Source organism: Streptomyces sp. NBC_00572 (assembly GCF_026341815.1).
Taxonomy (GTDB): domain Bacteria; phylum Actinomycetota; class Actinomycetes; order Streptomycetales; family Streptomycetaceae; genus Streptomyces.
On sequence record NZ_JAPENX010000001.1, the window covers coordinates 4219956 to 4246232 of the forward strand.

At 72.4% G+C, this 26277-nt stretch carries 23 protein-coding genes; 13 read left to right on the plus strand and 10 right to left on the minus strand.

Annotated elements, in window-relative coordinates; all coding sequences use genetic code 11:
• Positions 1–102 precede the first annotated feature (102 nt).
• The 3 genes from OG514_RS19735 to sodN all read right to left on the minus strand — a co-directional run bounded on the left by OG514_RS19735 (position 103) and on the right by sodN (position 2356).
• On the minus strand, positions 103–1233 hold the full coding sequence (locus OG514_RS19735; protein WP_266896550.1) for a hypothetical protein: 1131 nt from the start codon (positions 1231–1233) through the stop codon (positions 103–105).
• 2 nt (positions 1234–1235) lie between these two features.
• Positions 1236–1622, minus strand: coding sequence for a VOC family protein (locus OG514_RS19740; RefSeq protein ID WP_266896552.1), 387 nt, complete (start codon positions 1620–1622; stop codon positions 1236–1238).
• 338 nt (positions 1623–1960) lie between these two features.
• Positions 1961–2356, minus strand: a complete 396-nt coding sequence (sodN, locus tag OG514_RS19745; RefSeq protein WP_030320908.1) for a superoxide dismutase, Ni — start codon at positions 2354–2356, stop codon at positions 1961–1963.
• A gap of 174 nt (positions 2357–2530) precedes the next feature.
• Here sodN and sodX point away from each other — a divergent pair, with 174 nt between their 5' ends.
• Entirely contained in the window at positions 2531–2965 is a 435-nt protein-coding gene (gene sodX, locus OG514_RS19750) for a nickel-type superoxide dismutase maturation protease (RefSeq protein WP_266896557.1), read from the plus strand.
• Here the strand turns inward: sodX and OG514_RS19755 are convergent.
• Positions 2869–3498, minus strand: a complete 630-nt coding sequence (locus OG514_RS19755; RefSeq protein ID WP_266896559.1) for a CGNR zinc finger domain-containing protein — start codon at positions 3496–3498, stop codon at positions 2869–2871. The two genes, sodX and OG514_RS19755, sit on opposite strands and share 97 nt — an antisense overlap.
• Positions 3499–3592: 94 nt before the next feature.
• On the opposite strand from OG514_RS19755, the gene OG514_RS19760 reads away from it, so the two are divergent.
• Positions 3593–4342: a trans-aconitate 2-methyltransferase gene (locus OG514_RS19760; RefSeq protein ID WP_266896561.1), complete on the plus strand. Its 750-nt coding sequence runs from the start codon at positions 3593–3595 to the stop codon at positions 4340–4342.
• Between the two features lie 63 nt (positions 4343–4405).
• Here OG514_RS19760 and OG514_RS19765 read toward each other — a convergent pair whose 3' ends face one another.
• Genes OG514_RS19765 through OG514_RS19775 form a run of 3 tightly spaced genes read right to left on the minus strand, consistent with a single transcriptional unit; the run spans position 4406 to position 7101 of the window.
• Entirely contained in the window at positions 4406–5167 is a 762-nt protein-coding gene (locus OG514_RS19765; protein WP_323181572.1) for an amino acid ABC transporter ATP-binding protein, read from the minus strand.
• Positions 5164–6105 (minus strand): amino acid ABC transporter permease, encoded by a 942-nt coding sequence (locus OG514_RS19770; protein WP_266896563.1) that lies wholly within the window; start codon positions 6103–6105, stop codon positions 5164–5166. Before OG514_RS19770 ends, OG514_RS19765 begins: the two co-directional genes overlap by 4 nt.
• A 30-nt stretch (positions 6106–6135) precedes the next feature.
• Entirely contained in the window at positions 6136–7101 is a 966-nt protein-coding gene (locus OG514_RS19775) for an ABC transporter substrate-binding protein (protein ID WP_266896565.1), read from the minus strand.
• Positions 7102–7639: 538 nt separating this feature from the next.
• On the opposite strand from OG514_RS19775, the gene OG514_RS19780 reads away from it, so the two are divergent.
• From OG514_RS19780 to OG514_RS19790, 3 genes are all read left to right on the plus strand, one after another.
• Positions 7640–8851, plus strand: a complete 1212-nt coding sequence (locus tag OG514_RS19780) for an NADP-dependent malic enzyme (protein ID WP_266896567.1) — start codon at positions 7640–7642, stop codon at positions 8849–8851.
• A 157-nt stretch (positions 8852–9008) separates the two neighbouring features.
• The gene (locus OG514_RS19785; RefSeq protein ID WP_266896569.1) at positions 9009–9974 is read left to right on the plus strand and encodes a zinc-binding dehydrogenase; all 966 of its coding nucleotides are present in this window, start codon (positions 9009–9011) and stop codon (positions 9972–9974) included.
• Positions 9975–10064: 90 nt separating this feature from the next.
• Positions 10065–11468, plus strand: a complete 1404-nt coding sequence (locus OG514_RS19790) for a cellulase family glycosylhydrolase (RefSeq protein WP_266896571.1) — start codon at positions 10065–10067, stop codon at positions 11466–11468.
• Positions 11469–11489: 21 nt separating this feature from the next.
• Here OG514_RS19790 and OG514_RS19795 read toward each other — a convergent pair whose 3' ends face one another.
• Both OG514_RS19795 and OG514_RS19800 read right to left on the minus strand, forming a co-directional pair.
• On the minus strand, positions 11490–12389 hold the full coding sequence (locus OG514_RS19795; RefSeq protein ID WP_266896573.1) for a PadR family transcriptional regulator: 900 nt from the start codon (positions 12387–12389) through the stop codon (positions 11490–11492).
• Position 12390: 1 nt separating this feature from the next.
• Positions 12391–13266: a DUF4097 family beta strand repeat-containing protein gene (locus OG514_RS19800; protein ID WP_266896575.1), complete on the minus strand. Its 876-nt coding sequence runs from the start codon at positions 13264–13266 to the stop codon at positions 12391–12393.
• A 149-nt stretch (positions 13267–13415) separates the two neighbouring features.
• Between OG514_RS19800 and OG514_RS19805 the strand changes: the two genes are divergently transcribed.
• On the plus strand, positions 13416–14231 hold the full coding sequence (locus OG514_RS19805) for a hypothetical protein (RefSeq protein ID WP_266896577.1): 816 nt from the start codon (positions 13416–13418) through the stop codon (positions 14229–14231).
• Positions 14232–14279: 48 nt separating this feature from the next.
• Here the strand turns inward: OG514_RS19805 and OG514_RS19810 are convergent, their stop codons facing one another.
• The gene (locus tag OG514_RS19810; RefSeq protein ID WP_010061466.1) at positions 14280–14465 is read right to left on the minus strand and encodes a DUF6104 family protein; all 186 of its coding nucleotides are present in this window, start codon (positions 14463–14465) and stop codon (positions 14280–14282) included.
• 94 nt (positions 14466–14559) lie between these two features.
• On the opposite strand from OG514_RS19810, the gene OG514_RS19815 reads away from it, so the two are divergent.
• The 7 genes from OG514_RS19815 to fxsT all read left to right on the plus strand — a co-directional run bounded on the left by OG514_RS19815 (position 14560) and on the right by fxsT (position 26229).
• On the plus strand, positions 14560–14988 hold the full coding sequence (locus OG514_RS19815) for a CU044_2847 family protein (protein ID WP_266896579.1): 429 nt from the start codon (positions 14560–14562) through the stop codon (positions 14986–14988).
• Complete coding sequence (locus OG514_RS19820) at positions 14985–17030, plus strand: trypsin-like peptidase domain-containing protein (protein WP_266896581.1); 2046 nt, start codon at positions 14985–14987, stop codon at positions 17028–17030. Before OG514_RS19815 ends, OG514_RS19820 begins: the two co-directional genes overlap by 4 nt.
• A 121-nt stretch (positions 17031–17151) precedes the next feature.
• Positions 17152–18168: a MoxR family ATPase gene (locus tag OG514_RS19825; RefSeq protein WP_266896583.1), complete on the plus strand. Its 1017-nt coding sequence runs from the start codon at positions 17152–17154 to the stop codon at positions 18166–18168.
• A gap of 7 nt (positions 18169–18175) precedes the next feature.
• On the plus strand, positions 18176–21409 hold the full coding sequence (locus OG514_RS19830) for an SAV_2336 N-terminal domain-related protein (RefSeq protein WP_266896585.1): 3234 nt from the start codon (positions 18176–18178) through the stop codon (positions 21407–21409).
• Positions 21410–21557: 148 nt separating this feature from the next.
• Positions 21558–21755, plus strand: a complete 198-nt coding sequence (locus OG514_RS19835; protein ID WP_266896587.1) for a hypothetical protein — start codon at positions 21558–21560, stop codon at positions 21753–21755.
• Positions 21756–21866: 111 nt separating this feature from the next.
• Positions 21867–23147 (plus strand): HEXXH motif domain-containing protein, encoded by a 1281-nt coding sequence (locus tag OG514_RS19840; protein WP_266896589.1) that lies wholly within the window; start codon positions 21867–21869, stop codon positions 23145–23147.
• Positions 23148–23205: 58 nt separating this feature from the next.
• A complete protein-coding gene (fxsT, locus tag OG514_RS19845) occupies positions 23206–26229 on the plus strand; it encodes an FxSxx-COOH system tetratricopeptide repeat protein (RefSeq protein WP_266896591.1) in 3024 nt (1007 codons plus the stop codon).
• The last annotated feature ends 48 nt before the right edge of the window (positions 26230–26277 follow it).

Genomic DNA, 26277 nt, shown 5'->3' on the forward strand with positions numbered 1-26277 from the left:
GGAAGACCGGGACTCCCCGGAGTCCGGAGACTTGGAGTCCCCGGAGTCCCCGGAGTCCCCGGAGACCCGGAGACCCGGGCCAGGGACCCCGGAGACCCGGGTTCAGTCGCGCGGTGGCCAGGGCCCGGCGAGCAGTCGCTCGGCCTCGGCGACGATCGCCCCCGCGAGCTGCTCGCGGGTGCCGGCCCGGAGGGCGGCCCAGCTGTTGTGGGCGTCCACCTTGTCGAACAGCGGCCTGAGCCCCGGCGGCCGGTCCAGCCTGACCCAGCCCTCGTACGTGATCAGGTCACCGCCGGCCCCGGGGGCCAGGCTCCCGTTCACGATCAGCCGGAGCCACCAGCGCACCAACTCCCAACGCGCGGCCTCCTGGGAGAGGCCGGACGCGTCCGGGGGCGGGGCGTCGGCCGGGCCGAGCTCGTCGAGCACCCGCTCGAAGAGACCGTCGGCGAGGTCGTGCTCCGAGCGCGTCAGGCCGGCGAGCAGCGGCAGGGACTCCGTCTCGACGTCGAGCACCAGCGCCGTGAGCCCCGCCTCGATCAGCTGCTCCGGAGAGGGCCGCCGCCCGATCAGGCGCTCAAGGGCCAGCATCCGGACGCACTCGACGGCCTCCCCCGCCGTGACGGCGTAGGGGGTGTACGGAGTGGGCGCGGTGACGTCGATGCCCGGGCCGCTCTCGACGAAGTACGACCAGAAATCGACGGTCGCGCGGGCGTCGAGACCGCTCGCCCAGCCGCCGAACTCGTACCGGATGTAGTCGGCGAGGTGGTTCCCGTAGAAGATGATGTCGGTCTGGTGGACGGACAGCACGGGGTGCCCCCACTCGCCCGCCGTACCCGGCAGGAAGCGGTGGCCGAAGACGGGGACGAGCTGGGGAACGTCCGCCGACTCGGCCCGCGCGACCCGCAGCGCCTCGGTCGTGCCCGAGGGCCTCGGGCTCCAGGCAGGATGCCAGAAGCCGTTGTGCTCCACGTCGAAGAGCACCCCTTCGACGGGACCGGCGAGCCATGCGGCCAGCTCCTCGGGATCGCCGTTCCGCCAGTCGGGCCAGCGCGCGCCGAGCGGGAGCCCGGCGCCGAGGAAGACCCGGTGATCGGCCGAGAACGAGAATCCGAACCGCGCCTCGACGGCGTCGAGTTCATGCTCACCGAGCCCCGGCCCGATCTCGTACGGCACCATGCCCTGGAGGGCTCGGGCGTCCGCGGGGGTCAACCGCGGCGGCGGCGGAGTGGTCATGCCTACCCCTCGGCGTCCTGCGGGTACCAGCGCAGCTCGACCGTGTTCCCGTCCGGGTCCTTGACGTAGACCGACTGGGCCGAACCACGGGCGCCCCAGCGCGGAACGGGGCCCTCAAGGACGTCGAACGCCCCGGAATCCAGGACCTCCTGCCAGTCGAGCGGGTCCACGACCAGGCATATGTGGTCGACGTTGGACTCGCCGCGCGGGCGGGAGAACAGGTCGATGACGGTGCTCTCGTCGATGCGCACGGACGGGAACGGCACCTTCCCGGCCCGCCACTCCTCGACCCGCTCGGGCGCGAGGCCCAGGGACCCGGTGTAGAACGCGAGCGCCTTGTCGACATCGGTCACGTTGAGCACCAGGTGGTCGAAAGCCTTGACGCGCATGGGCATCATCCTTCAGTCGTTATGTCTCCTGGAAACAGGCCAGTTGGTGACCTGCGGCGATGGTAGCCGTAGGTCGCTGACCGGCCCTTTGGGTTTGAACCGCCCCAGCCACTCGGACAGGTGGTCACGGTCGGCTACCCCGGCCGTTTACGCGGACGCCAACCGCGCCCCGTCCGCGATCGAGCTCAGCTCGTCGCAGGACGCCCCGTCGTACATCGCCATCCCGCTCCACCCCCTGTCGTAACACCCGCACCCCGCAAAAAAAGACCGCACCCGGTCCGCTGTGGACGCCTGGGGAGGCGGCCTGCGGGCCGGGTGCGGTCGGGGTTACGGGAAGGTCAGGCCTTCTTCGTCTCCCAGAAAATGCGGTCGATCTCGGCGATGAGCTCCAGCGCCTTCTCGCCCGTCTTCGGGTCCGTCGACGCCTTGGCGGCCGAGAGGGCCTTCAGGGTGTCGTTGACCAGCTGGTTGAGCTCGGGGTACTTCTCGAAGTGCGGGGCCTTGAAGTAGTCGCTCCAGAGCACCGAGACGTGGTGCTTGGCGAGCTCCGCGCGCTGCTCCTTGATGACCGTGGCGCGGGCGCGGAAGTGCGCGTCCTCGTTCGCCTGGTACTTCTCCTGGACAGCCTTGACCGACTCGGCCTCGATGCGGGCCTGGGCCGGGTCGTACACGCCGCACGGGAGGTCGCAGTGGGCGCTGACCTTCACCTTGGGGGCAAACAGGCGGGAGAGCATTGAGCCGTCCTTCCTCGTGATCGTCTTCTCAGGTGGGACATTACTCGGTGAGAAGGGCGTTTTCGCGGGCGCCCCCTGGGGCTTAGGTCAAAAGTCCAGGGTCACCATGGGACTCGTGTACGAGTGGACGAGTGGACGCGCGAGCCGACGCGCGGGCGGAACCGGGAGGTGCCGATGAGGGAGACGGGGCGGGAACGGGTGGCGGAGGCCGGGGCTCCGTTCGGGATCGCCGAGGTGACAGGGGTGTCCATGGTGCCCACGCTGCTGCACGGCGATCAGCTGCTCGTGCACTACGGCGGGCGCTTGCGGCCGGGGTGCGTGGCCGTGGTGCGGCATCCGCTCCAGCAGGATCTGCTCATCGTGAAGCGGCTGATCGAGCGACGTGACGGCGGCTGGTGGGTGCTGGGCGACAACCCGGACGCCGAGGGTGACAGCCGGGTCTTCGGGGCCGTACCGCCCGAGCTGGTCCTCGGGCGGGTGCGGGCGCGCTACCGGCCGCTGACGCCGGGGCGTCAGCGGTCGCTGGGAGTGACGCTCGCCTGGCTGTTCTCGGCGCTGAGGCCCGTGTCGTCCGACCGGTCGGCCTCCAGGCGCTTGCGGGCCCGGTAGGCGGCCACGTTGGCGCGGGTCGCGCAGCGGTCCGAGCAGTAGCGGCGGGAGCGGTTGGTGGACGTGTCGAGGTAGGCGTTGCGGCAGGGGGGTGCCTGGCAGAGGCCGAGGCGGTCCGCGCCGAACTCGGTGAGGTGGAAGGCGAGGCCCATCGCCGCGATCGCCGCGTATCCCGCGGTCGCGTTCGAGGGGTGGTCGGCGAGATGCATGTGCCACCGCGGCCGGCCGTCCTCGTCGAGGATGTCGTGGCCCGAGATCTGCGGGCTGACGGGGAATTCCAGCAGGAGCGAGTTCAGCAGGTCCACGGCGCCCGTGTGGTCGCCCTCGTCGGCCGCGGTGAAGACCGCCCGCAGCCGGGCACGTACCGCGCGGAACCGGGTCACGTCGGAGTCGGTGGCCCGGCGGGCCATCTGGGTGGCGGGACCGAACAGCTCGCGGATGACCTCGACGGAGGTGAGGGCGTCCTTGCTGCGGGCCGGCTCCTCGGTGTTGACCAGACGCACGGCGTAATCCGAGTAATAGGCCAGTTCCACTTGTAGTCCTTACTCCGGCGGTCTAGTGTCTCGGTCGGAAGGGGTAACGGCTGTTTCCCCTATGAGGGTATTACGAAGAGGGGGAGGAACGGCGATGACCGGAACCGACTGGGCGGCCTGGCAGCAGAGCTGGGACCGTCAGCAGGAGTGGTACATGCCGGACCGTGAGGAGCGCTTCCGGGTGATGCTCGACATGGTCGAGGCCTTGGTGGGACCGAAGCCCCGCGTCCTCGACCTCGCGTGCGGTACGGGAAGTATCACGGATCGGCTCCTCAAGAGGTTCCCGGAGGCGACCAGTACCGGTGTCGACCTCGACCCGGCCCTCCTCGCCATCGCCGAGGGGTACTTCGCCGGCGACGAGCGCGTCTCCTTCGTGACCGCCGACCTCAAGGACCCCGCGTGGGCGGCCCGGCTGCCCCACGAGTCGTACGACGCCGTCCTCACCGCCACCGCGCTCCACTGGCTCCACAGCGAGCCGCTGACGGCCCTCTACGGGCAGCTGGCCGGTCTCGTCCGCGACGACGGGGTCTTCATGAACGCCGACCACATGATCGACCGGACCACCCCCCGTATCAACGCCGCCGAGCGCGCCCAGCGCCACGCCGTGATGGACCGCGCCAAGACCGGTGGCGCCCTGGACTGGGCCGAGTGGTGGGCCGTCGCCGCCAAGGACCCCGTCCTCGCCGAGCCCACCGCCCGCCGTTTCGAGATCTACGGCGAGCACGCCGACGGCGACGCGCCCGCGCCGGGCTGGCACGCCGACTCTCTGCGCGCCGCCGGATTCGGCGAGGCCAGGGCCGTCTGGGCCTCGCCCTCCGACACACTGATCCTGGCCGTGAAGTAGCCGGTACGCGGAAAGGGGCGGTACGGGAGACCCGTACCGCCCCTTCCGTCGTCGCGAGGCCTGTTACAGCACCTTCGACAGGAACGCCTTCGTCCGGTCGTGCTGCGGGTTGCCCAGGACGTCCCGCGGGTTGCCCGACTCGACCACCACGCCGCCGTCCATGAAGACCAGCGAGTCGCCGACCTCACGGGCGAAGCCCATCTCGTGCGTGACGACGACCATTGTCATGCCCGACTCGGCGAGGTCCCGCATGACGTCGAGGACGTCACCGACCAGCTCCGGGTCGAGCGCCGAGGTCGGCTCGTCGAAGAGCATCAGCTTCGGCTCCATCGCCAGCGCGCGGGCGATGGCGACGCGCTGCTGCTGGCCGCCGGAGAGCTGCGAGGGGTAGTTCCCGGCCTTGTCGGCCAGGCCGACCCGGTCGAGCAGCCGCTCGGCACGCTCGCGTGCCACCGCCTTCGACTCGCCCTTCACCTGGATCGGCGCCTCCATGACATTGGCCAGGGCCGTCATGTGCGGGAACAGGTTGAAGCGCTGGAAGACCATGCCGATGTCGCGGCGCTGGGCGGCGACCTCGCTGTCCTTCAGCTCGTAGAGCTTGTCGCCCTTCTGGCGGTAGCCGACCAGATCGCCGTCGACGTACAGCCGGCCGGAGTTGATCTTCTCCAGGTGGTTGATGCACCGCAGGAAGGTCGACTTGCCGGAGCCGGACGGGCCGATCAGGCAGAACACCTCGCCGTTCTTCACCTCGAGGTCGATGCCCTTGAGGATGTGCGCGGGGCCGTAGGACTTGTGGACGCCCTCGGCCTTCACCATGAGGGTCATCGGGTCACCGCCTCACGGGTCGTGAACCGGGCGAGGTTCGTCTTGATCTTCTGCCAGGGCGTGGGCGGCAGGGTGCGCAGCGAACCCTTCGCGTAGTGCCGCTCCAGGTAGAACTGGCCGACGCTGAACACCGAGGTCAGGATCAGGTACCAGATCGAGGCGACGAAGAACATCTCCATGACCGCGAACGACGTCGAGGCGATGTCCTGCGCGGCGCGCAGCAGATCCGGGTACTGGACGGCCACGACGAGCGAGGACGTCTTCAGCATGTTGATGAACTCGTTGCCGGTCGGCGGGATGATCACCCGCATCGACTGCGGGAGCACCACGCGCCGCATGGTCTTCGCCTGGCTCATGCCCAGGGCGTGGGAGGCCTCGGTCTGACCCTCGTCGACCGACTGGATGCCGGCCCGGACGATCTCCGCCATGTAGGCGCCCTCGTTCAGGCCCAGACCCAGCAGGGCCGCCAGGAACGGCGTCATGACGTCGGTCATCTCGTCCTTGTAGAACCCGATGTTGAACACCGGGAAGATCAGGGCGAGGCTGAACCAGATCAGCAGCTGTACGTAGACCGGGGTGCCGCGGAAGATCCAGATGTAGAGCCAGGCGACCGCGCTGGTCACCGGGTTCTTCGACAGGCGCATCACGGCGAACAGCACACCGAGCACCAGGCCCAGGGCCATCGAGGCGACGCTGATCAGGATGGTGTGCCACAGACCGCTCAGGATCGTGGGGTCGAACAGCTTCTCCGGCACGGTGGACCAGCGGACGTCGCCCTGGGAGAAGGCGAAGCCGAGGAGGGCCAGCAGGGCGACCACGAGGACGCCGGCGACCCAGCGCCCGTAGTGGCGGACCGGAATGGCCTTGATGGCCTCCGGGGGGAGGTCCCCCGGGGCGGGTGCCGCCCCGGCGGGAACCTTGTCGATCTTGTCAGTCACAGCGACTGCCCTTCAGTGGTACGCGAGAGGTCAGGAGCCGCCGTTGATCTTGGCCGCGGGGATCGCGCCGTCGCCGGCGGCCCACTTGTCGAGCGCGGCCTTGTAGCTGCCGTCCTTGATGGCAGCGTCCAGGGCTTCCTTGATCGCGTCACGCAGCTGCGTGTTCTTCTTGTCGACCGCCATGCCGAAGAGGCCGGCGTCCGTCTTGTTGGCGATGGCCTCGAAGTCGTTGCCGCCGCCGGCGGTCTTCGCGATGTACGCGGCGACCGGCGAGTCGTTCAGGTCGGCGACGGCGCCGCCCGCCTTGACGCGGGTCTGGGCCTCGGCGTCGGTCGGGAAGGCCTCGAAGGTGAGGGCCGGCTTGCCGTCCTTCTTGCACTTCTCGGCCTGGTCCTTCGCGGCCTGCTCGTACGTCGTACCCCGCTGGACGGCGAGCTTCTTGCCGCACAGGTCGTCGAGGGACTTGATGTTCTCCGGGTTGCCCTTCTTCACCAGGATGCCGGTGGAGGCGGTGAAGTAGTCGACGAAGTCGACACCGGTGCCGACCTTCTGGCCCTTGTCGTCCAGACCCTCCTGGCGGGCCTTGGTGTCGGTCATCGAGGACATCACGACGTTCGTGCGACCGGACTGCAGCGCGGTGAGCAGCGTGTCGAACGTGCCGCTCTCGAACTGGAAATCCACGCCGAGCTGCTTGGAGAGGGCGGCGGCGATGTCGGGGTCGACACCGACGACCTTGCTGCCTTCCTTGAACTCCATCGGCGCGTACGTGGCGTCCGTGCCGACCTTGATGACACCGGCCTTCTGGATGTCGGCGGGGAGCTTCGAGAAGAGCGGGGCGCTGTTGGCCGGGGTGCCGCTCTCCTTCGTGGAACCACTGTTGGTCTGGTCGCCACAGGCGGTCAGCAGCACGGAGCCGACGACCGCGATGGCGGCGACCGCGGCAAGACGGGTGGTGCGGGTCTTGGCGGTCGTGCGGCGCGTGGAGCGTGCGGTCATGATCGGGTTCCTCCGGCGTGTGAGGGAGTTGCCAGGCGGGTCACGTACGTCTCTTCGAGTGTCGTGACCCCGTGTGATTACGGCATCTTGCCATTCGGACCGCCTCAAACCGACGGCCATGGATGTCAAAATCGGATAACGGGTGACCCCCGAATGCCAACAGGCCGGTACATCAGGGCCGGATCTTCTGCTGGATCCCTTCCACGCCACCGAAGAATTTCCTGCAGATCTCGCCATTCGGACGACACGAAGGCCGCCAATCGGGTGCTTGAAGCACCTATATGGACATGGGGTGACGTGTCGTCCTCCGTCCGTGTCCGGATGCACTCGGTATGAGTCGCATCACCGAGCGGATATGGACTCGTCTGCGGTGCCGTCCGTCCGGTAAGAAGGATCCTTACACCCCTCATCCGGGGCTCAGGGCGCGTTGTGCGGCGCGCCCGCGCGGCTACCAGACACGGCGGCCGCGGGACCCGCCCACCGCTCCACACCAGGAGCGGCCAACCCTCAAATGAAGCAGACTTAAGGGGTCAACCCAATGGCAGCGGAGATCGTCAATCCTCGCAGTGACAGTGGTACGGAAGGAGCTCCGGAGGAGCTCTTCGATCCTGTCTTCGCCCTCCACCGGGGCGGCAAGATGGCCATCCAGGCCACCGTCCCCGTCCGGAACAAGGACGACCTGTCCCTCGCGTACACGCCCGGCGTCGCCAAGGTGTGCACCGCGATCGCCGAGCAGCCCGACCTGGTCAACGACTACACCTGGAAGTCCCAGGTCGTCGCGGTCGTGACCGACGGTACGGCGGTGCTCGGCCTCGGTGACATCGGCCCGGAGGCCTCCCTCCCGGTCATGGAGGGGAAGGCCATCCTCTTCAAGCAGTTCGGCGGCGTGGACGCGGTCCCGATCGCCCTCGCCACCACTGACACCGACGAGATCGTCGAGACCGTCGTCCGGCTGGCCCCGTCCTTCGGCGGCGTCAACCTGGAGGACATCTCGGCCCCGCGGTGCTTCGAGATCGAGCGCAAGCTCCAGGAGCGCCTCGACATCCCCGTCTTCCACGACGACCAGCACGGCACCGCCATCGTCACCCTCGCCGCCCTCCGCAACGCGGCGAAGCTGACCGGCCGGACCCTCGGCGACCTGCGCGCGGTCATCTCCGGCGCCGGCGCGGCCGGGGTGGCCATCGCCAAGTTCCTCCTGGAGGCCGGCCTCGGTGACGTGGCCGTCGCCGACCGCAAGGGCATCGTCAGCCGCGACCGGGACGACCTCAACCCGGTGAAGCGCGAGATCGCCGACCTCACCAACAAGGCGGGCCTCAGCGGCTCCCTGGAGACCGCCCTCGCCGGCGCCGACGTCTTCATCGGCGTCTCCGGCGGTACGGTCCCCGAGGCGGCCGTCGCGTCCATGGCTCCGAACGCCTTCGTGTTCGCCATGGCCAACCCCAACCCCGAGGTCCACCCCGACGTCGCGCACAAGTACGCGGCCGTCGTGGCGACCGGCCGTTCGGACTACCCGAACCAGATCAACAACGTCCTCGCGTTCCCGGGCATCTTCGCCGGCGCGCTCCAGGTCCGGGCCTCCCGGATCACCGAGGGCATGAAGATCGCCGCGGCCAACGCCATCGCGGACGTCGTCGGCGACCAGCTCGCCGCCGACTGCGTGATCCCGTCGCCGTTCGACGAGCGGGTCGCCCCGGCCGTCGCGGCCGCGGTCGCCGCCGCCGCCCGCGCGGAGGGCGTCGCACGCCGCTGACGCGCATGCCCGCCGGTGCACCTGCCGACACGCGAAAGGGCCCTGTTCCGTAGCCCGGGACGGGGCCCTTTCGCGTACGGGGCGATCCGGGGGAGGGACGCGCGTCACACGGGTGCGTGGTTCCGCCCCCTACCCGCGCCCGCCTAGGGTCGGGGCCATGTTCGCTGCCTACGCTGCCCGAATCGACCGCGACCAGCCCCTGAACGGCCTCGAATTGGGTGAACGTCCCGAACCCGAGGTACGGCCGGGATGGACCACCGTCACCGTCAAGGCCGCCTCGCTCAACCACCACGACCTGTGGTCGCTGCGCGGGGTCGGGCTTCCCGAGGAGAAGCTGCCGATGATCCTCGGCTGCGACGCCGCCGGGATCGACGAGGACGGCAACGAGGTCGTCCTGCATTCCGTGATCGGCCAGACGGGCCACGGGGTCGGACCCGACGAGCCCCGGTCCATCCTCACCGAGCGCTACCAGGGCACCTTCGCCGAGCGGGTGACCGTGCCCCGCTGGAACGTGCTTCCCAAGCCGAAGGAGCTCTCCTTCGAGGAGGCCGCCTGTCTGCCCACGGCCTGGCTGACCGCGTACCGGATGCTCTTCACCAACGCCGGTGTACGGCCCGGGGACTCCGTGCTCGTGCAGGGTGCGGGCGGCGGTGTCGCCACGGCGGCGATCGCCCTCGGCAAGGCGGCCGGTCTGCGGGTCTTCGCCACCAGCCGTGACGAGGCCAAGCGCAAGCGGGCCGTGGAGCTCGGCGCCGTAGAGGCGTTCGAGCCGGGCGCACGGCTCCCGCAGCGGGTGGACGCGGTCATCGAGACCGTCGGCGCCGCCACCTGGTCCCACTCGGTCAAGTCCCTGCGGCCCGGCGGCACGCTGGTCATCTCGGGCGCCACGAGCGGCGACCGGCCGGCGCACGCGGAGCTGACCCGGATCTTCTTCCTGGAGCTGAAGGTCGTCGGCTCGACCATGGGCTCCAAGGACGAGCTGGAGGACCTGCTGTCCTTCTGCGCGGCGACGGGCGTCCGGCCGGTCGTCGACGAGGTCCTGCCGCTGGACCGGGCGCGGGAGGGCTTCGAGCGGATGGCCACCGGCGAACTCTTCGGAAAGATCGTCCTGAAGACCTCGTGACGACCTCTTGATGACTCGTCAGTAGTACTGATGGGATCTCCGGCACGCGAAACGTGAACAACGCTCACCTCGTCGTGCCGGAGGTCCATCTTGTTGCGAACCACCCATGTGTGGCGAACCACCCTGGTCGCGGGCGCCCTCGCCGCCTCGCTGCTCGCCCCCACCGCCCCGACCGCTGCCGCCGCCCGCGCGGAGACCGGCGGGGACGCGATACCCGCCCTCACCGACTCCCGGGGCCGCACCCTCACCCTGCGCGGCTGGAACGTCGGGGACAAGGCGCACAGCGGTGACGCCGCCCTCTCCGGCGTCACCGAGAAGCACTTCCGCGACATGCGGGCCAAGGGCTTCAACTTCGCCCGACTGCTGGTCTTCTGGGACGACCTGGAACCCAGCCCCGGCCGCTACAGCCAGGCGTACCTCCGGAAGATCGAACGGGTCCTGGACTGGGCCGCGCGCCACGACGTCAAGGTCGTCCTCGACGCCCACCAGGACGTCTTCGGGCCCGCGTTCGGCCACCGCGGCGTGCCCGCCTGGGCGACAAGGACCGACGGGCTGCCCTTCACACCGCACCCCGACGACTGGTTCTCCGAGTACTTCGAGCCCGCCGTGCAGCGCGCCTTCACCCACCTGTACGAGGACGAGGACCTGCGGCAGGCCCAGGCCCGCATGTGGCGGGTGCTCGCCGACCGCTTCGAGGACCACCCGGCCGTGCTCGGCTACGACCTGATCAACGAGCCGATGGGTGAGCTGCGCGAAGGGGAGGACCTGGCGACCGCCGCCCGGCGCATCGAACGGGACCAGATCACCCCGATGTACAACCGCGTCGCGGACGCGGTCCGGTCGGTCGACCGGGACTCCTGGATCTTCGTCGAGCCGACCCCGATCGTCGGCGAGGGTGTGCCCACGGGACTCGGCCGGATCGACGACCCGAAGGTCGTCTACGCCCCGCACTTCTACAACGGCGCCATGGAGGCAGGCGGGGACTACGACCCGGCGGCCCGCTGGATCGAGAACTACGAACAGGCCGTCACCCTGTACCCGAAGGAGTACAAGGTCCCCGTGGTGGTGGGCGAGTGGGGGCCGCTCAACAACTCCCAGCCGAACATGAACCGCTTCTACCGGGAGGCCATGGCCTCACTCGGCCGCTACAGCTCCGGCTGGGCCGGCTGGGAGTGGTGCTACGGGGGCGGCTACTGCGCCGTGGACGGTGCCGGAGCCTTCCGTACGAACAAGGAGCTGACCGCCGAGCCGTACGCGGAGGCGGTCGCGGGCGCGGTGCGCTCCGCGGCGTACGACCCGGGGACCGGGGTCTACCGACTCTCGTACGACTCCGCCGGGCGCCGGGGCTCCAGGGTCACCGAACTCTCCCTGCCTCCCGGCGACTGGCGGGTGACGGCCCGGGGTGGGGCGCTGGTGCTCCGCAAGGCCCAGGGGAGGGCCTGGATCCTCGCGGCCCCGGGCGCCCGGGTGACGGTGACCGTCACCCGGGGCTGAGCCCCTGCCGGGCGGCCGGGGTCACGCTCTGGGTCGTGACCTCAGCAGGCCGGTGATCCGGATCGCCGCGGCCGACAGCTGGTCGCGGGTCTCGGCCAGGTGCTCCTGGCTCACTCCGTGGTCGCGGGCGGCGTCCCGGATCTCGTCGCGGAAGCGGTCGAGGAGCCGGTCGAGGTCGCGGGCCGGGTCGCCCGAACCACCCGTGTCCCGCGCCCACTCCGGCACCTCGCCGGCCGGGGCCGCCGCGAACGGCGGCTCCTGGCCGGCCGCCTTCGGATGGGTCGTGCCCGCCACGAGGCCGCCGAGCTGGGCCGTGATGTCCGACAGCCCTTCCCAGACGCCCTTCGGCCAGTCGCCCCGCGAGAAGCGGTCCTGGACCTCCTCCTGCACCTGCTGGGCGATCCGCTGGAACTCCTTCGCCTGGTGGCGGGCGGACTTCGCCTCGGCGCGGGCCTGGCGGGCCTGCTCCTTCCACTCCTGACCGACCCGGCGCAGCTCCTCCTTGGCGTCGGCGAACGAGGAGGGCTCCGCCGTGCGGGTTTGGCCCGCCGCCGCGCGCATCTCGCTGCGCACCCGGCCCGCCGCGCCGCGCACGTCGTCGCGGATCTCCGCCGCCAGCTCCGACACCGACTCGCGGATCTCCCGCTCCAGGTCGTCCAGTTCGGTGCCGCGGCCGGCCAGCTCGGCGCGGCCGGCGTCGGTGATCGAGTACACCTTGCGACCACCCTCGCTGGCGTGGGTGACGAGGCCCTCGGCCTCCAGCTTGGCCAGGCGCGGGTAGACCGTGCCCGCCGAGGGCGCGTACAGCCCCTGGAAGCGCTCCTCCAGGAGACGGATCACCTCGTAGCCGTGGCGTGGGGCCTCGTCGAGCAGCTTGAGCAGATAGAGGCGGAGGCGGCCGTGCGCGAAGACGGGCGGCATGTCAGAGCACCTTTCCGGTCGCTGAGGGGGCGGGGGAGGGAGTGGAGTCGCCGTCCTCGTCCGGCTCGGGACGGCGGAGCAGCGCGATGGAGCCGGAGACGGTGGTGGCCTTGAGGGTGCCCCGGCCCGAACCGAGGGTGCCGGTGACGGACTTGGAGCCCCACTGCCCGTCCACCCTCAGGTCGTCGAAGGCGTTCGACAGGGAGCCGCTCGCGGTGCTCGCCTTCACTCGGGCGTCAGCCGGGTGCGGGAGCCGGATGGCGACCTCGCCGGAGAGGCTGGAGAGCCGGATGTCGGCGGGCGGCCCGTCGAGCTCCGCCGGGTCGAGGTCGATGACCATGTCGCCGCTGACCGTCTCGGCCTGCACGGAGGCGCCCGCGCCCTCGATCACGGTCACGTCCCCGGTCACGGAGTTGATTCGCAGGGCGCCGGTGACCGACTGGGCTTCCAGGTTGCCCGAGACGCTCTCGGCGCGGACCGGGCCGGAGAGCCGGAGGAGGGTGGTGTCGCCGCTGACGCCGCGGACCTCCGTCCGTCCCCTGATGCCGGTGACGACGGCCTCGGCGCCGACCACTCCCACCTCGACGTCGACGCCCGCGGGGACCGCGACGGAGACGACGGCCCGGCGCCGGTACTCCTTGCGGTCGAGCCACTTGAGGGCGCTCTTCCACTGGAGGTCCTCGTAGCTCACGGTCAGGGTGGAGCCGTCCTGGGACACGATCAGCGGCGGGCCCTCGATCTCGGCGATCTCCACACGGGCGGAACTCTCGTCCGTCCCCACCACGTTCACCGTGCCGTTGACGATGCGGACCCGCAGCCGGGTCACGGGCTCGGCCGGCGTCAGCTTCGTCGGCTCGGTGACGGACCACTCTGTCATGGTGCTGACCTCCCGTTTCGGCAACGCAACATATCGCGTTTCTCGATAGACACGATATATCGCGGAAAGGGGAAGTCAACCCTGACTCGACCCTGACAGGGTGAGGGTAATTGCCCCCAAAAGCTGACAAATTGGCCTAGCGTGGGGCCATGAACGCGACATCCGGACCGAATCCCGTCGGGGCGCTGCTCCTCTGCCGTGCCGACCCCCCGGCGGTCCGGCCGCCCGCCCAGCTGCTCCGCGAGCACCTGCTGCTCGCCCCCGCGGGTGACGACTGGAGCGTGCTCGTACCGGAGGGGAAGCCCTGGCTCCACGGCGGGGAGTCCGTCGAACAGGTCGTCACCGGCTGGGCCACCGCCCTCGCCGTCTCGGCCGCCGGGTGGCCCGTCGTCGCGCTCTGGTGGGACCGTGACCGGGCAGGGCTGACCCTCGCCGCCGGCTTCCGCCGCACGGTCGGCTACACCTGGCTCGCGGACGGCACCCCCGTCGGCGAGGACGAGGCGATGCGCACCTTCGCCGCCCGGCTCGCGCTCGACCCCGTCCTGGACGTACAGGCCCTCGAACCGCTCACCGAGCCCGATCCGGACGCCGACGCCCACAGCCGGCTCCTCGGCGTCGTCGCCGTCCTGGGCCGCGCCGGGCTCGCCCTGCCGACCGGGCTCCTCCCCGGCGAGAGCGCCGACCGGCTCCGCTCCGTTGCCCTGGCCCAGGGCGCCGAGCAGCTCGAATGGTCAGGGTGGAGGGAGGCGGTACGCGCCGAACTCGACGTCGTGGACGGCAGCCCCGTGGGCGCGTACCTGCGCGGGCCCAAGGCGCGCGTACTGGGCGGTGCGCAGGTCGCGGCGGGCGTCCCGCTGCTGCTCTGGGGCATCGGCCGGCGCAGCGGCGGCTGGGCGGCGGCCGGGGCGCTGCTCGTCGCGCACGGCGCGCTCGGCCTCGCCTACGACCGACTGCGGGAGGGGTGACCCCGCGCGCGGAGTCACCCCTCGGTACGGCTCCTGCCGCGAGCGGTCCTACTCGTCCTCGTCGTCCTCGTCGTCGAGACGGGCCAGCCAGGTCGCGAGGCGCTCGACCGGCACCTCGAAGTCGGGGTTGAGGTCGACGAACGTCCGCAGCTGCTCGGCGAGCCACTCGAAGGTGACCTCCTCCTCGCCGCGCCGCTTCTCCAGTTCCTCGATGCCACGGTCGGTGAAATACATGCGATCAGGATAGGCCGAACCCCTGACGTCCCCTGTCGCCCGTCAGTCCCACCGACTAGCCTTCCTCATCATCGTTTCGGGGAGCGGGGGCGCTGTGACTCACGGGATCGCGCGTATTCGGCTGGACGACGGCACGCCCGTATGGGCCCGGGTCAGTGACGTGCAGGAACTCGGCAGGGGCGGTGGGTTCCAGGACACCGGCGTCAAGGACCGGGTGGTCTCGATGGCCGGAGGGCTCACGGACGTGGTGCGCGGGGTGGTCGGCTCGCTGCGGGCCGGGCTCGACCCGCAGGGGCCGGTGGAGGTCGCCGTCAGCTTCGGCATCGAACTGTCGGCCCAGTCCGGAAAGGTGATCGGCGTCCTCGCGGACGGCTCGGGCAAGGCCTCCGTGAGCGTCTCCCTGACCTGGACCGAACCGGGTCGGGCCACGGATCCCGCACCCGGCTCCGCGCCCGTTCCCGCCGCCGAGCCGCCCGCACCCGACCCCTCCGCAGCGGAGCCGGCGGACCATGAGACCGCATGAGCGCCTTCGACGCTCTCGTGCGCCCCGCACTGGTACGCATCGCCGCTCCCGGCTGCGGGTATGACCCGCACGGCGACCGGTACTGGGGCACCGGCTTCTTCATCGCCCCCGGCTGGGTGCTGACCTGCGCCCATGTCGTGGCCGAGGGGGGAAGCGCGGTGTGGAGGAGCGAGCCGGCCGTCGGCATCACCTGGGAGGACGGCAAGACCACCCGGGAGACCACCGGCACCGTCGTGCTCGCGCTGCCGCGCCCCGACCGCCCCGACGACCCACCGGACCGGTGGGCCTTCCCCGACCTCGCGCTCGTCCGGGTGCCCGGCGCGCAGAAGGCTTCCTGCGTGCGCCTCAGTGAGCGCCCGCCCGTCCCGCCGACCGCCGTCGGGCTCCACGGCTGGTCCCGGGAGACCGGCGAGCTCGGCATCCGACACGTCCACGGCACCCTCATCGGCAGCGACGGCAAAGCGCTCGTCACCGACTGGGTCATGCCCGTCGAGGGCTGCTCCGGCGGCCCCGTCGTCGACCACCAGCAGGGCGCCGTCGTCGGCCTCAACAAGGGCCGCGGCCGCGACGGCGGAGCCGTCGTCCCCGTCACCGCGCTGCGCGCGCTGCACGACCTCCCCGGCGGCGAGGCGATGGGCGAGGCCATGCGCGCCCACGACCGCTACCACCTCGCCCGCTACCGCTCGCTGGACGACCGGCCCGACTGGACCCGCGCCCAGCGGCTGCTGCCCGGCGCCCCGGGCGTGAGCCCGGGGCTGCGCACCCATCTCCACGGGCACTTCGCCGAACTGCCCGCGCCCACCGCGCCCGGCGAGATCATGGACCTGATCGACCAGGTCAAGGCCTGGATCAGGGACGACGAACTACCGGACGCCCTGGAGGACGACCCGCGCACCTGGAGCGAGGGCGCCGGACTGCTGCGCGGCCTGCGGGCGCCCCGCCGGGACGGCGTCCGCGACCTCGACCTGGACGCGGTCCTGCTGTACGCGGCCCATGTCGCCCGGCACGTGCGCGGACGGTACGGCGAGCGGGCAGACACCGCCGGACTCACCCGCTGGATCGTCGACGAGTCGGGCGATGCCGACCGGCACCTCCGGCGCGAGATCGACCGGCTCGTCGGCCCCGGCCGGCCCGCGCCCCTCTCCGTCCGCGAACCCCGCGCGCGTGCCGACGTCCTCCTGGAGATCGACACCCCGCGCTGGGACCGGCGTTACCCGTGGCGGGTCAAGCTCCTCCTCGACGGGCACACCGTCAGCCCGCTCCACTTCGACGACCGGGGAGTCGAGCGGACGCGCCTCAAGGAGACCCTGCGCGAACCGCTCGCGGACGCCCTGCGGCGCGGCGACAGCGGACCGCACCTGGCCGCCGTGGAGGCGGTGCTCCCGCGCGAGCTCTTCGACGAACCCCTCGACACCTGGCGGCTCGAACCGCCCCAGGGCCCCGACGACGCCTGGGCGACCACCCTCGGCCAGCGCAGGTTCGTCGTCATCCGCGACGCCCGCCGCCACGACCGGGAGCCGGCCCCCGAGTGGCGGGAGCGCTGGGAGGCGGCGGAGCAGGGGCCGCTCCGCGTGGCCCCGCTGCGCGCCGAGGTGCCCGGCGCGGGCCCGGACGCCCACACCGCGCGCGTACGCCGGGAGACCTGGGCGGAGGCGTACGACCGGCTCCGCGAGGCCGAGGGCGGCACCGTCCCCGTCTACTGCGGCCACGTGGGCAGCGGCGACGGGCTCATGGCGATGAACGCGGCCCTGGCCGCCGGCCATCCGCTCGCCCTCTGGCGGACCGGGGCCCATGACCACACCGACTGCGCGGAGTTCCACGAGCGGGCCGACCGGCTCCTCTCCGCCGCCCTCACCGCCTGGGACGTACGCGGCCCCCTGAGGTCCCTGCGCACACGCGCGACGGACCGGGCCGCGGGCCCCGAGGCACGGGCCGCGTACGCGTGGGCCGAGAGCATCGCGGTCCTGCTGGACGCGCCCGACCGGCCACCGCACGGCGGCCGTCTGGAGGCCCCGCCCTTGATCGGGGAGGGGGAGGAGTGACCGGTGCGGCCATCGGGACGACGGCCCCGCGATCCGTCCGATCAGACCATCGGCAGGCCCCACCCCCGGGCGGTACCTTCGACGGGCCCGGCATCGACACCACAGCCAGGAGGAGTCCATCGTGAACGATTGGCGGATCTACCGTGGTGCCGGTCTTCCGCACGACGAGATACAACGACTGCCCGCGCCGCCGCCCTGGCGCGACTTCTCCACAGGCAGTGCCGACGACACCCTGGCGGGCTCCGACCGGCGGCTCGGCGTCAAGCGCAGACTCGTCCAGAACCACCACCCCCGGCCCGCCGAGACCGACGCCGTCAACGCCGCCCTGTACCTGCGGCGCCCGCTCCTCGTCACCGGCAACCCCGGCACCGGCAAGTCCACCCTCGCCCACGCCGTCGCCCACGAACTGCGCCTCGGGCGCGTGCTCCGGTGGCCGATCGTCAGCCGCACGACCCTCCAGGACGGCCTCTACCGGTACGACGCCATCGGGCGCCTCCAGGACGTCCAGCTGGAGCGCGCCCAGGCCGGTTCGCCCGGCTCCGCCGCCGCGGCCCCGGCCGGCATCGGCTCGTACATCCGGCTCGGGCCGCTCGGCACCGCGCTGCTCCCCTCCGAGCAGCCCCGGGTGCTGCTCATCGACGAGCTCGACAAGAGCGACCTCGACCTGCCCAACGACCTCCTGAACGCCCTGGAGGAGGGCGAGTTCGCCATCCCCGAGCTGGAGCGGCTCGCCGACCGGGAGCCCGTCGTCGAGGTGCTCAGCGACGACGGCCGCAAGGTGGCGGTGCTGGGCGGCCGGGTCCGCTGCACCACCTTCCCGTTCATCGTGCTCACCTCCAACGGGGAACGGGACTTCCCCGCCGCCCTGTTACGCCGCTGCATCCGCCTGGAGCTCGAAGCGCCCGGCGAGGAGCAGCTCCGCGCCATGATCGAGGCCCACCTCGGCACCGAGGCCGCGGCGGGCGACGGCGAGCAGGGCCTCGTGCAGCGGTTCCTCAATCGCGAGCCGGGCGAGGTGATCGCCACCGACCAGCTCCTCAACGCCCTCTATCTGACCCAGCACGCCTCCCGCGCCGAACGGGTCACCAGGGAACGCATCGCCGACATGCTCATGCAACCGCTCGATCAGCCGAGGTGACGGACGGATGCACCGGATGCATCTGGAGGAACTCACCCGCAGACTGCGGGCCGGTGGCCAGGACCTCACCGCCGAGGACGTAGCGGACGCCCTCTGGCTGTCCCAGTGGCTGCCCGGCCCGTCGCCGAACCAGGAGGGACCGGAGAGCCCGGAGGGGCAGGGGGCGGAGAACCCCGAGGGGCCGGAGGGCGCTCCGGAGACCCCACGGGCCGGGGACGGCTCGACCGGGCGTCCGGACCAGGCCCGCGGCGAAGGCGCTGCCGTACGCGGGGACGGGGAAGCGGCGGCCGGCCCCGGGAGCCCACGGGAGTCCGTCTCCCTCCACATGGCCACGGGCGCCACCGGAAGCCCGGGGATCCCCACATACGCAAGAGCCACGGGCGCCACCGGCGCCATCTCCCGCCCGGGGTCCACGGAGCGCGGCGCGACCCTGCCCGTCCGCGCCCCCGGCGCCAACGCCCTGCCCGGACTCCTGGGCCTCCAGAAGGCCCTCCGGCCCCTGCGCGCCTACACCCTCGCCCCCCACCGCCCCGGCGAGGGCACCCTCGACGAGGAGGCCACCGCCGAACGCAGCGCCGCCGCCGGCATCCTCACCCCCGTCATGCGCCCGGCGGCGGGCCGACGCCAGGCCATCCAGCTCCTCATGGACACCGGCCCCGCCATGGTCGTCTGGAGCCGGATGGTCGAGGAACTCCGCCAGGCCTGTCAGCAGTCCGGCGCCTTCCGCGACGTCCAGGTGCACCGCCTGTACGACACCGGCGAAGGCCCCCCGCTCGTCACCACCACCACCGGCGCCGACGGCCGCCCCCGGCTGCGCCCCGTCGACCAGCTCCACGACCCCACCGGCAACCGGCTCACCCTGGTCGTCAGCGACTGCGTCGGACCCCTCTGGCAGCGCGGCGCCGCCCAGCGCTTCCTGCGCCAGTGGCCCCGCCACTCCCCGCTCGCCCTCGTCCAGCCGCTGCCGCCACGGCTCTGGCCCCGCACCGCGCTCCCCGCCGAACCAGGCACCTTCCAGCGGTCCGCGACCCCCGGCGGCCACACCGTCTTCCGCTCCGACGACGAACCCTGGGGGCCCCTCGTCCCCGGCCGCAGGGCCGTCCCCGTGCTCACCCCGACCCCCGAGGCCTTCGCCTCCTGGACCCGGCTCCACACCGGGCAGGGCGGCAACGCCGTACGCGGCTGGGCCGCCTGGCTCGCCCCCGACGCGGTGGAACCGCGCGGGCCCCGAACCCCCCGAGCCCCGCGGAGCGACGAGGACCTCCTGCGCGCCTTCCGGGCCGGAGCCTCACCCGGCGCGCTCCGGCTCGCCGTGCACCTCGCGGCGGCCCCCCTGACGCTGCCCGTCATGCAGCTCGTGCAGCGGGCCATGCTGCCCGACACCGGCCCCATGGAACTGGCCGAAGTACTGCTCAGCGGACTCCTGCGGCGACTGCCCGGCCCCACCCCGTACCCCTGCTTCAGCTATCCGCCCGGCGTCCAGCAGCACTTCCTCGGCTCGCTCGACCCCAGCGCCGCCGCCCTCGTCCTCAAGCACTGCTCCGCGTACGTGGAGCGCAATTTCGGCCAGGGCATGCGCAACTTCCCCGCGCTCGCCGCCGCCCGCCTCGCGGGAGCCGACACCGAGGCCGAGACCGGCAGCGAAACAGGGGCCGGGACCAGGACCAGGACCGGAGAAGGCCGGGGGACGGGCCGCAACCACGGCCGGGCGGCCGACCTTCCCGAGGAGACCGAGGCGACCGACGAGCCCCTGGGACCCGACGGCGCCGAGACCGAACTCTTCGCCCGCATCCCCGCGCGCGTACTCCGCTTCTACCACCCCGACCTCGTCACCCCCGACCCGCTCACCGAAGCCCGCCGCCTCCTCGCGCAGGGCCGCGCCCAGTCCGACCCGGCCCTCCTCGCCGGTGCGCGCGAGCGCGCCGAGGCGGCACTCCCGGCCGAACCCGTCGAGGCCCGGATCGTCCTCGCCCGCGCCCTGTACGCCGAGGCCGGCACCGCCGCCGTCCGGCGCACCGGCCGCCGCCCGGACCTCCTCGGCGAGGCCGCCGACACCCTCGTACGGGCCGGGGAACTCGCCACGACCGGCGAGGAGGCATGGGCCGAGGCCCGGCTCGAACTCGCCGTCGTCCACCACGCGCTGTGGCGCGACACCGACGAGACCGGCCACCTCGACGCGGCCCTCACCGCCCTCGCCGAGGAAGCCGAGCGCTGGCCGGAAACCGCCCGCCACACCCTCCATCTGCGCCGTGGCCGACTGCTCCTCGCCCGGGGCGACGGCGAGGAGGCGGCGGACGAACTCACGGCCGCCCTCACCTTCCACGAGAGCGCCGCCGCCTTCCTCGACCTCGCCGACGCCCTGCACCTCGCCGCCGCCGACCCGGGCCGCATCGGCCGCGTGCTCGACCGCGCCGAACCCCTCCTCGGCGACGCCCGCGCCCTGCGGCTGCGCTTCACCACCGCACGTGCCCGGCTGTACGACACCGAGGGCGACGGGGCCGCCGCCGACGCGGCGTACGAGGAGGCCACCCTCCTCGCCCCCGCCGACAGCGAACAGCGCGGACCGCTCCTGCTCACCTGGGGCGGATCGCTCCTCAGGCGCGCCGCGGCGGGCACCGGCACGGCCCCCGTCGACCGCGCCGAAGGCGTCCTGCGCGAGGCCCTCACGCGGATGCCCGCCGGAGCGCCCGAGCGGGCCAGGGCGCGGACCCTGATCGGCAGCGTCCTCGCGCTCCGCTTCCACCGCGCCGGGTTTCTGCCCGACCTCTTCGAGAGCCGTCATCTGCTCGAACAGGCGCTCAGGGGCACCGACGACCCGGGCGACCGCGCCGAGATCTGGCTGCAACTGGGACGAGTGCGCCTTGAGTTGGCCGAAACCGCGCGGGACGGGGTGATCGGCGATTCTCTCACCGCGTACCGCAACGCCGCCGAGGAGTCCCGTACCGCCCACGGCGACAGCCCGGGCACGGTCACCGGCGCCCGCGCGCTGCACGCCCAGGGAGCCGTCCTGTGGCTGATGGGCCGTCCGGGCCGGGCGAGAACCGCGCTCCTCGCCGCGTCCGAGCAGTGGCGGCGGCTCACGGGGCGGCTCGTGGACGTGGACTGGACCGACGTGGAGCGGACCAGAACGCTGCTGCGGGAGGTCGAGGGCGCGACGGGAGGGGGCTACGCCAGAGCCTCCGCCGAGGAGCGGCGCGGGATCGCACCACCCTGGTGGGCCTGGAGCGGCACCACCGGGTGAGCTTCTGAAGAGCTTGTGAGGATCGGCTGGATAACGGGGGCGCACATGGGCGCAGTTGAATCGAATGGGTTTCCGGTCTCCCGGGGTCGGGAAGAACCGCTGCGCCGCTACGACCGTGGGGGACAGCGTCGGTGAGGAGGAGCCGAGAGTGTTCGAGCGTACGGAGTGGGCGACCGGTGTCGGCCGGAGTGCCGGCCGGTCCCCGCGTCTGCCCGATCTCGCGGCCGTCGATCTGCGGACCTTGCGCGTCACGGACGACGCCGTCCTCGGCGCGGCGGTCGAAAGAGTGCTGCGCCACCCCTCGGATCTGGTCGTCTCCTGGCCCGAGGACGCCTTCGTCGACTGACGCGGGAGCGGGCGGTGCCGCTCCGCGGACACCGTCCCGCACCCGGGACCACCGCTCGATTCCGGCCGTGTCCACCGGACCCACGCCCTCGGTCGGCGCCCGGAGCCGGGAGTGATCGCCGCCCCGCCGCGCCCCGCGGCCTTCGCCGCCCTGGCGGCCACCCGGCCCGCACCGGCCGGAGCGGCCTTCCTGCGGTCCGGGGTGCACGCCCGCCGGCTGCTGCTGCTCAAGGCCCTGCTCGTACGGGTGCGGCGCCATCGCGACGAGGTCGCCCCCGAAACGCGGCGCGCCTTCGAGACCGCCTGGAGCCTGCTCGAACGGACCGAGCGCGGCGCGCCCGCGGTGGTCCGCGCCGTCCTCGACTACCCGACCACCGGCGCCTGGCTCGCCGCCGCCCTCACCGAACCCGCCGGCCCCGCCCTCGACCGGCACCTGTCCCGCCTCGAACTGATCGCCGCCACCGCTGCCCTGCGGGCCGGCCGGCCGCTCGACCTCGTGGTCGGGGCTCCCGCGGGCGTGCTCTCGCTCCCCGGCGTCGGGAGCGTCCTCGTCGACCCGGGCCCCGTCCGGCTGACCTCCCGTTCCCAGGTCGTGCGGATCCACTCCGAGGGCACCCCGGGGGCCCCGGCGGCGCTCCTCCGGCTCGCCGACCCGCGTACCGGCGCCGTGACGGGCGGCGGCCCCGGCTGGTGCGGACTGCGCCGACTGTCCGGCGGAGCCGCGCGCCTGGAGGACCTGGACCCCTACCGGGTGCCGCCCGGCGGGGTCGGGACCCCGGCCCGGGTCGCGGCCGAGCGGCCCGACATCGACCATGCCGCCTGGTCCGCGCACTGGCGGGCGGCCCGGGAGCTGCTGCGGCGGACCGACCGGGAGCGGGCGGCCGAGGTCGGGCAGACGGTCGGCGCGCTCGTACCGCTGCTGCCGCAGGGGCCACGCTCCGTCGGGGCCACGCTCAGCGTCGCCCCCGGAGCCGTCCTCATGACACCGTCGGCCGGTGCCACCGACATGGCGGAGACGCTCGTCCACGAGCTGCACCACAGCAAACTCTCCACGCTCCACGAGCTCGTCCCCCTCTACCGCCCCGGCAGCACCCCCGTGCTCTACCGGGTCGGCTGGCGCACCGACGCCCGTCCGGTGGCCGGGGTCTTCCAAGGGGCTTACGCCCACCTGGCGTTGGCCGATCTGTGGCGGAAGGCGAGGGATGCCCCGGGTGCGCCGGGGGCGTGGAGCGCACGGGCCGCGCAGCAGTTCGACCATGTCCACGATCAGGTGGGTGAAGCGCTGTCGATGCTGCTTGAATCCGATGAACTGACCAATGAGGGGCGGGAGTTCGCCCGGCAAATGAGGCAGCTCCATGCGAGCCTCGGCGCGAGCCCCGGGGCCCGTGGGTAACACTGTGCCCACGGCACATGACACTGCGTTGCGCGTGAGCGGGACGGGAGACGTACAGATGGCGGAACAGCGGTCGGGCGGGGGCGCGGAGAGCCACGGGGGCAGGGCCGCCCCGGAACACGTCCTGGTGGTCTTCCCCGGGTATCACCGGCCGTGGGCGGCCTGGATCAACCAACGCCTGGAGGCACACGGCGTGCGCGCCAGCCTCCAGCGCTGGGACCCGCCCCGCGAGGTCCCCCTGGAGGACTCCCTCGGCGACCTGCTGCTCGCCCGGGGCCAGGTCCTCCTCGTCCTCAACGACTGGTTCTTCGAGCTCGGCCCCCGGCCGGCCGGCGAATGGAACGACGTCCTGCGCGGCTTCGTCGCCGCGCAGGCCGACCGCTTCGCCGCCGTCAACCTCACCAACCGCACCCTGCTCCCCTCCACCGCCGTCCTCGAACCCGTCAGCCTCTGGGGCGTCGGCGAGGAGGAGGCCGAGGCCCGGCTGCTCGCCCGGCTCGGCATCGAACCCCGCAGGTCCGCCGGCCGCCGCATCCCGGCCGCCGCCCTCGCCCGCTACCCGGACAACCCACCCGAGATCTGGGGCGACGTCCCCCGCCGCAACCCCCGCTTCACCGGCCGCGACGACCTCCTCACCGAGCTCCAGGAACGGCTCATGGACGCCGAACGGGGCAGCGCCGCCTGCACCCTCCTCGGCATGTCCGGCATCGGCAAGACCCAGATCGCCGCCGAGTACGCCCACCGCTTCAGCCCCGACTACGACGTCATCTGGTGGGTCAACTCCGACGACCGCAACGTCCAGCGCGACCGCCTCGGCGAACTCGCCGTCCGGCTCTCCCTGCCCACCGGAAGCGAACCCGGCGAACGCATCCGCGCCGTCCGCGAAGCCCTCCGCCGCGGCGACCCGCACGGCCGCTGGCTCATCGTCTTCGACGGCTGGGACGACACCGACGGCATCGACGTCATGCTGCCCCAGGGACCCGGCCACGTCCTGATCACCTCCCGCAACCGCGGCTGGCGCGAACACACCGACGTCCTGGAGATCCCCAGCTTCGACCGCTCCGAGTCCACCGGCTACCTGATGCGCCGCGCCCCGCAGATCAACGCCGCCGAGGCCGACGAGGTGGCCGCCGAGTTCGGAGACGTACCCCTGCCGCTCGTCCAGGCCGCCGCCTGGCTCGGCGAGTCCGGCATGGAGGCCCCCGAATACCTCCGCATGGTCCGCGACGGACGCCTCTCCACCGTCGACGACCCCTCGGCCGGCGACGGCATGCCCAACGCCTCCCTCACCTCCTGGTCGATACTGATCAACCGGCTCCGTCGCGCCCAGCCGCAGGCCATCGACATCCTCAGCCTGTGCGCCTCCTTCGCCCCCGGCCGCATCCCGCTCGGCATCGTCCGCGCCTACCCCCAGGCGCAACTGCCCGAGGACCTGCGCTGGATGGCCACCGACCTGCCCGCCTGGACCCGCGCGCTCGACACCCTCGTCAACTACTCGGTGCTCACCCGCGAGACCCGCGGCCCCATGACCACCGACGAGATCGGCCCCCACCAGGAGTCGATCCACATGCACCGCCTGGTGCACGACATCGTCGCCCGGCTCACCGACGGAGAGCATCGCGAGGCCCACCGCAAGGCCGTCCGCACCCTGCTCGCCGAAGCCGACCCCGGCAACCCCACGGACAGCAGGCACTGGCCCCGCTACTCCGAACTCCTGCCGCACCTGGAGCCGTCCGGAGCCCTCCGCAGCACCGACCCGCGCATCCAGGTCGCCGTCCTCAACTGCCTGCGGTTCTGCGACCGCAGCGGCGAGTACAAGGCCGGCATCCGGCTCGCCGGGCGCATCCGCGACGAGTGGACCTCCTTCATGGAGCCGCTCGCCCCGCACATGCAGGAACTCACCACCCTCGAAGGCGACATCCTCCGCCGCTACGGCCGCTTCCGCGAGGCGTACGACCTCGACCTCGCCCAGCGCGAACGGCTCGCCGCGGCCGACAGCGGCGACCAGCTCGGCGAACTCCAGACCAAGGTCTCCATCGCCCGCGACCTGCGCTTCCTCGGCCAGTACAAGGAGTCGGAGAAGCTCCAGCGGGAGGCCCTCGCCGAAGCCCGCAGCCTGCTCGGCGAGACCCAGTTCCTCACCCTCGTCGCCCGCCACAACCTCGGCGTGGTGCTGCGCATGCTGGGCCGCTACCAGGAGGCGTACGAACAGGACGCCGACACCCTCACCCGCTGCGAGGCCGTCCTGCGGCCCCACCACGCCTCCACGCTCAACTCCAACAACGCCGTCGCCCAGGACCTGCGGCTGCTCGGCCGCTACCGCGAGGCCCTCGGCCGCCAGGAGGCCAACGTCCGGCTGCACGTGAGGATCCTCGGCCCCCAGCACCTCCACACCCTGTACGCGCGCAGCCAGCTGGCGCTCTGCCGCCGCCGCGAGGGCGGCTTCCAGCAGGACATCGGCACCATGATGGCGAGCGTCCTGGAACACCTGGAGCAGGCCTACGGCCGCGACCACTACGTGACCCTGTCGGCCGTCACCAACTACGCCAACTTCCTCCGCGAGCACGGCGACCTCGACCTCGCCAGGGAACTCATCACCGAGGCCGACGCCGGCTACCGCGCCCTCCTCGGCCCCGCCCACCCCGTCTCCACCGGCGTCCTCGCCAACACCGCCCTGGTGATGCAGGCCTCCGGCGAGCGGGCCTCCGCCCTGACGATGCTGGAGTCCGCCCTCGCCGGACTCACCGCCACCCTCGGCGCCGACCACCCCTGGGTGTTCGGCTGCGCCCTCAACACCACCGCCGCCCGCAACTTCAACGGCAGGGTCGTCGAGGCCGCCGAACTCAGCCGCGACACCCTGCGCCGGGCCCGGCACGCCCTCGGCAACGAGCACCCGCTGACCCTCTCCTGCCAGGTCGCGCTCGCCACCGACCTGCGCGGTCTGCGCGAGACCGACGAGGCCGGGAAGCTGGAGGAGGACGCACTGCTCACCCTCACCAGGACCCTCGGCGCCCAGCACCCGCACACCCTCTCGGCCCGCCAGCGCAACCGCCCGTACTGGGACTTCGAGGCCAACCTCTGAGCCCTGGAGAACGCCGGAGGCCCGGCACCCCACTCGGGGTGCCGGGCC

Coding starts and splice junctions, on each gene's coding strand:
- OG514_RS19735 (WP_266896550.1), bottom strand. CDS start 1,233: ATGACCACTCCGCCGCCGCCGCGGTTGACCCCCGCGGACGCCCGAGCC.
- OG514_RS19740 (WP_266896552.1), bottom strand. CDS start 1,622: ATGCGCGTCAAGGCTTTCGACCACCTGGTGCTCAACGTGACCGATGTC.
- sodN (WP_030320908.1), bottom strand. CDS start 2,356: ATGCTCTCCCGCCTGTTTGCCCCCAAGGTGAAGGTCAGCGCCCACTGC.
- sodX (WP_266896557.1), top strand. CDS start 2,531: ATGAGGGAGACGGGGCGGGAACGGGTGGCGGAGGCCGGGGCTCCGTTC.
- OG514_RS19760 (WP_266896561.1), top strand. CDS start 3,593: ATGACCGGAACCGACTGGGCGGCCTGGCAGCAGAGCTGGGACCGTCAG.
- OG514_RS19765 (WP_323181572.1), bottom strand. CDS start 5,167: ATGACCCTCATGGTGAAGGCCGAGGGCGTCCACAAGTCCTACGGCCCC.
- OG514_RS19775 (WP_266896565.1), bottom strand. CDS start 7,101: ATGACCGCACGCTCCACGCGCCGCACGACCGCCAAGACCCGCACCACC.
- OG514_RS19780 (WP_266896567.1), top strand. CDS start 7,640: ATGGCAGCGGAGATCGTCAATCCTCGCAGTGACAGTGGTACGGAAGGA.
- OG514_RS19785 (WP_266896569.1), top strand. CDS start 9,009: ATGTTCGCTGCCTACGCTGCCCGAATCGACCGCGACCAGCCCCTGAAC.
- OG514_RS19795 (WP_266896573.1), bottom strand. CDS start 12,389: ATGCCGCCCGTCTTCGCGCACGGCCGCCTCCGCCTCTATCTGCTCAAG.
- OG514_RS19800 (WP_266896575.1), bottom strand. CDS start 13,266: ATGACAGAGTGGTCCGTCACCGAGCCGACGAAGCTGACGCCGGCCGAG.
- OG514_RS19805 (WP_266896577.1), top strand. CDS start 13,416: ATGAACGCGACATCCGGACCGAATCCCGTCGGGGCGCTGCTCCTCTGC.
- OG514_RS19810 (WP_010061466.1), bottom strand. CDS start 14,465: ATGTATTTCACCGACCGTGGCATCGAGGAACTGGAGAAGCGGCGCGGC.
- OG514_RS19820 (WP_266896581.1), top strand. CDS start 14,985: ATGAGCGCCTTCGACGCTCTCGTGCGCCCCGCACTGGTACGCATCGCC.
- OG514_RS19830 (WP_266896585.1), top strand. CDS start 18,176: ATGCACCGGATGCATCTGGAGGAACTCACCCGCAGACTGCGGGCCGGT.
- fxsT (WP_266896591.1), top strand. CDS start 23,206: ATGGCGGAACAGCGGTCGGGCGGGGGCGCGGAGAGCCACGGGGGCAGG.